Annotated in this window: 1 protein-coding gene and 1 pseudogene; both read left to right on the forward strand. The window is 57.4% G+C overall.

All coding sequences use genetic code 11. The features are described 5' to 3' along the window. Positions 1 to 223 (forward strand): annotated as a pseudogene (locus J5M57_RS28385) (hypothetical protein); the annotation flags it as partial. A 25-nt stretch (positions 224 to 248) separates the two neighbouring features. Next, positions 249 to 465, forward strand: a 217-nt coding sequence (locus tag J5M57_RS28390) for a HisA/HisF-related TIM barrel protein (protein WP_347709680.1), incomplete at its 3' end; no start/stop codon positions are given.

Consider the following 465-nt stretch of genomic DNA (forward strand, 5'->3'; position numbering starts at 1 on the left):
GGTGAAGCGTTTCGATCACGAATATCCATCACGCTTTGCTGAGGAGATCTTCCGCTATCTAAGCATCCCCGAAAAGGAGTTCCCGGAGGCGAGCAAGATGTTCGAGAGCCCGATCATGACCGAACAGTATTTTGCCCGCCTTGCCGACAGTTTCCGTTCCCCCAATCTGTGGAAATGGGTCGGCAACAACTGGCAATTGCGTCATGCGGTGTGGGAAGAATAGGTCCGTATCTGGCGGGTAATCCGACGTGAGCAACCTCAGAATCATTCCTCGGCTGGACATCAAGGGGAAAAACCTCATCAAGGGCGTCCAGCTCGAGGGCTTGCGCGTGATGGGAGACCCGCAGGAGTTCGCGCTCGACTATTACCGCGCCGGCGCCGACGAACTGGTCTACATGGACATCGTCGCCAGCCTGTACGGGCGGAACAATCTGAGCGACATCATCCGGCGCGCCGCCGATCAGG

This window comes from Pseudomonas sp. 86_A, from assembly GCF_017491705.1.
Lineage (GTDB): Bacteria > Pseudomonadota > Gammaproteobacteria > Pseudomonadales > Pseudomonadaceae > Aquipseudomonas > Aquipseudomonas koreensis.